Annotated in this window: 4 protein-coding genes; all 4 read right to left on the bottom strand. The window is 45.4% G+C overall.

Features of this window, described 5'->3' with window-relative positions:
• Positions 1-103: 103 nt before the first annotated feature.
• The 4 genes from VN379_RS21850 to asnS all read right to left on the bottom strand — a co-directional run bounded on the left by VN379_RS21850 (position 104) and on the right by asnS (position 3,630).
• On the bottom strand, positions 104-280 hold the full coding sequence (locus VN379_RS21850; protein ID WP_325537817.1) for a hypothetical protein: 177 nt from the start codon (positions 278-280) through the stop codon (positions 104-106).
• A 64-nt stretch (positions 281-344) separates the two neighbouring features.
• The gene (locus VN379_RS21845) at positions 345-821 is read right to left on the bottom strand and encodes a superoxide dismutase family protein (RefSeq protein WP_325537815.1); all 477 of its coding nucleotides are present in this window, start codon (positions 819-821) and stop codon (positions 345-347) included.
• A gap of 170 nt (positions 822-991) precedes the next feature.
• The gene (locus tag VN379_RS21840) at positions 992-2,239 is read right to left on the bottom strand and encodes a pyridoxal phosphate-dependent aminotransferase (RefSeq protein ID WP_325537813.1); all 1,248 of its coding nucleotides are present in this window, start codon (positions 2,237-2,239) and stop codon (positions 992-994) included.
• A gap of 98 nt (positions 2,240-2,337) precedes the next feature.
• Positions 2,338-3,630 (bottom strand): asparagine--tRNA ligase, encoded by a 1,293-nt coding sequence (gene asnS / locus VN379_RS21835; protein WP_325537811.1) that lies wholly within the window; start codon positions 3,628-3,630, stop codon positions 2,338-2,340.
• Positions 3,631-3,714 lie beyond the last annotated feature (84 nt).

Below are 3,714 nucleotides of genomic sequence, written 5' to 3'. Positions count from 1 at the left end.
CAACTATATTCCCTCGATTTCCTGCCCAATTATCAGTAACAACCAACATCAAAAAAAAAATGACAACTGCTCTAGTACAGGCAGTTGCCATTTATCATGCAGATTACCGCAACAACTTAAACATACGATAGGCAATGATCGGTAACGGGGCTCTTCGCACAGCCATCCGCATCCCTAATAATAAAAGAAAACAGGCCCCAAAGATATGCACAAGCCAGAAACCGGTGCGAGGAAACTCGAATGTGGTGTCATCAAAAATATTGTTGTGATTGCAGCTCATTGTGATCAACCTCCTTTGGCATAGTATTCCCGCACCTAAATGTTCAAACGATGGTATATTTTACTTAAATATCGCGGCGCCCTCTGATGACGCCACAGGCCAGGCGCCGGCCAGAGTTACCTGCCGGTTGAGTTCGGTAATCATCCGGACTTTCGTGGATAATCACACTTTTACCGATAACCTCTGCTACAGTAAATTTATCAGTAAAAAAAGTCATATACGCAATACCGTTATTAGAAAACAGTACAGGCAAATCACCGGCGTGATTACCATGGGGCTGGTTATCTGGATTCCAATGCCCTCCGGCTGCCATAAACGGGTTAGACGTATCACCTACTTTACAGATACCAACCTCATGAATGTGAAAACCGTGGGGACCAACCTGCTGCTGCCCGTTCACTGCCGGTTGGTACCGGGGCAGGCCCCACACTTCAACAGTTACTTTTGTGCCGCCTTGCACACTCCTGAAGGTTACAGTTCCCTTGATATCCGGAGCAAGCGGACCGCCTTGAATATTGGCAACAGCCAGGTTGTCAGCCACATTCTCACCTCATTTAATTACATAGTAAAATTTCTTGTTATATATTATGTAACTCGGCGAGAGTGGTGACAGACAATAAAAATAGATTGCCCCGCAGTTGACTGTATGACCGCAGTATTGCATCAACGGCATACAGGCAACAGGAGGCAATCTCGCTTACCGATTGGTTTCTACTTCGTGACGGCGGCTATGGCCTGGGCCACTTTTCCCGCCATACCGGTAATTTTAGCTGACGGTACTGCGCATACGGCAATGCGCACGCCTTTGCCAAGCGGTACAGCAAAGATGTGGTCCTCGTGCAGTTTATCGCAGACGGCATCTGGATTTGTTGCAGGGATCGTCAGGAAGAAGCCAGCTATATATGGCAGCATGTTGAGGTTAACTGCTTTGGCTTCACGCACAAAAATCCCTGACCGTTCTCTAATAAGAGAATAATAGTGGGCTCGTTCTTGTTCGACCTGAGCCAGTGTCGACTTATCATTGTAAATAGTAGCGAGGAGGCGCATACAGCCGCGATTAATATTGGACCAGGTTGCCCGGCTGCTATATTGGTTAATGTCAGCGAATTCTTTAATGACTGCCTGGCTTTGGGAAATACCGATCATTGCGCCGGTACGCTGCCCATACATGGTATAGCTTTTAGACATGCTGAAGGCTAGAACGATAAGAACATTATCAGGAAGATTGCTGAATTTTTTCAGAAAAGCACGGCACTCATTCTTTTCTCCGGCATAATCGAGGTAGGCAACATCCACTAGAATGACCAGACGTTTGGACTCGTCTTTAGCTGCAGCCTTAATAACGTCTAATATGCTATCCCATTCGCTGTCACTTAGGCTGTAGCCGGTAGGGTTGTGAGCCGGGGTATTAAGAATCGTTACCAAGCTGCTTTGTTTAGCAAGTAATTCATTCACCTTGGCTTCAAAGGATTTAATATTAAAATTTTGGTTCTCATCAAACAAAGTGAAGGTATCCAGTTTGCGGAGGGCATCTTCACACAACACTTTGTAAGGCCCCCAATACCAGTCAGATGTTAAAATCGCATCACCAATCTCTGAGTAATTCCAGATGGTGTGATGAAGCACCCCTGACCCACCGGAAGTCGCTACCGCATTGGTATAAGCCTCAGGTCGGTTATCGCCAAATGTTAACGCAGTAGCTGCCTCTAAGAATTCAGGCAGACCGGCAATAGGCGCGTAATTAATTACTTCGTTGATAGGAAGATTGCGGAATACTTTTTCCACAGTAGGCAAGCATACCAAGGCTTCCTTATCATCCAAAATTGCACCAATTGTAGCGTTGACCACTTTATCTTTGCCATATTGACCAACAGCCAAATTAGCAGCTGCGGCAGCTCCGAAGATTTTATCGGTAGCGAATTTTCCTTTTGCATGTGTTGCAGCGACACTTACTGTCATGATATCTCCCCCTGTATTTAACTAATTATATTTTAAATTATCCCTGATTTATTGGTTGTCTGAAACAAGTAAAATAAGGACTACTCTTTATTAACAACTCAGGGATACATCTTATGTAACATACGCGGGAATGGTATTGTCTCCCGGATATGTTCCAGACCACACAGCCAGGCAACTGTCCGCTCAAGACCCAGACCAAAACCGGAATGCGGCACGGTTCCAAACCGGCGCAAATCCAGGTACCACTCAAATGCTTCTTTCGGTAGTTTGTGCTCTTCAATTCGCTGTTCAAGGAGTGCCAGATCATCGATACGCTGGCCACCGCCGATAATCTCGCCATAGCCTTCAGGTGCCAGCAAATCAGCCCCTAACACTACACTGGGATTGTCGGGATCAGGTTTCATATAAAAAGCTTTAATCTCTGTTGGATAGCGATGGACAAATACCGGCGCGTCAAAATGGCTGGAAATAATCGTTTCATGCGGCGCACCAAAATCCTCACCCCAGGTAAACTCCTCCCCAGACTGTTTTAGTAGCTCAACAGCATCAGTATAGCTGATACGTGGGAACGGTAATGTGATAGCTTTTAGTTTTTCAATATCCCGGTCAAGAGTTTTGAGCTCATTTTGGCATTTGGCAAGTACACGCTCGATAACATAGTAGATCATTTCTTCTTGAAGCTGTATGTTCGCATCAATATCAAAATAAGCCATCTCAGCTTCAATCATCCAAAACTCCAGCAGATGACGCCGGGTCTTAGACTTTTCTGCCCGGAAAGTGGGGCCAAAGCAATATATACGCCCCAAAGCCATCGCATTAGCTTCACTATAGAGCTGACCACTTTGGGACAAGTAACCCTTCTCGCCATGATAGTCAATTGCAAACAGATTGGTTGTGCCTTCACAGGCTGCCGGAGTAATAATCGGGGCGTCCGCCAGAACAAAATCACGCTCATAAAAAAAATTTCTCAGTGCATGTTCAATCTCGGAACGAACGCGCAATACCGCTGCCTGGCGCGGGGTACGAATCCAGAGGTGCCGGTGCTCGGCGAGAAAATCCACCCCGTGTTCTTTATGCGTAATAGGGTAATCTTCGGCAATGCTGACAATCTCCAAAGCAGTTACCTGCATTTCATAACCGCCAACAGACCGCGGCTCTGCACGTATTATGCCGGTCACTTTAACAGCACTTTCCTGGGTTAGTTTTTTTGCTTCAGCAAACAGTGCTTCACCTACTTCCTGTTTAGCTGTCACACCTTGCATCAACCCAGAGCCATCCCGGATAATAAGAAAAACAATCTTCCCGGAAGAGCGCTGATTGTAAACCCAGCCTTGTACAGTCACTTGCGCACCTACATGACGGGATAAGTTTTTTATTAATGCAATTTCCACTCAATGGCCTCCCTATTGAAATACTATATGATTATACTTATTTAACAAAGCAAATAATGAATAATGATTAACATGGATATTATT

The organism is Sporomusa sp., assembly GCF_035561255.1.
Classification (GTDB): Bacteria; Bacillota; Negativicutes; order Sporomusales; family Sporomusaceae; genus Sporomusa.
The sequence above is the reverse complement of the archived record's forward strand: the minus strand, read 5'-3'. Positions and strand labels throughout refer to the sequence as shown.

Excerpts from the sequence above, each read along its gene's own strand:
- VN379_RS21850 (WP_325537817.1), bottom strand. The coding sequence starts at position 280 with ATGAGCTGCAATCACAACAATATTTTTGATGACACCACATTCGAGTTT.
- VN379_RS21840 (WP_325537813.1), bottom strand. The coding sequence starts at position 2,239 with ATGACAGTAAGTGTCGCTGCAACACATGCAAAAGGAAAATTCGCTACC.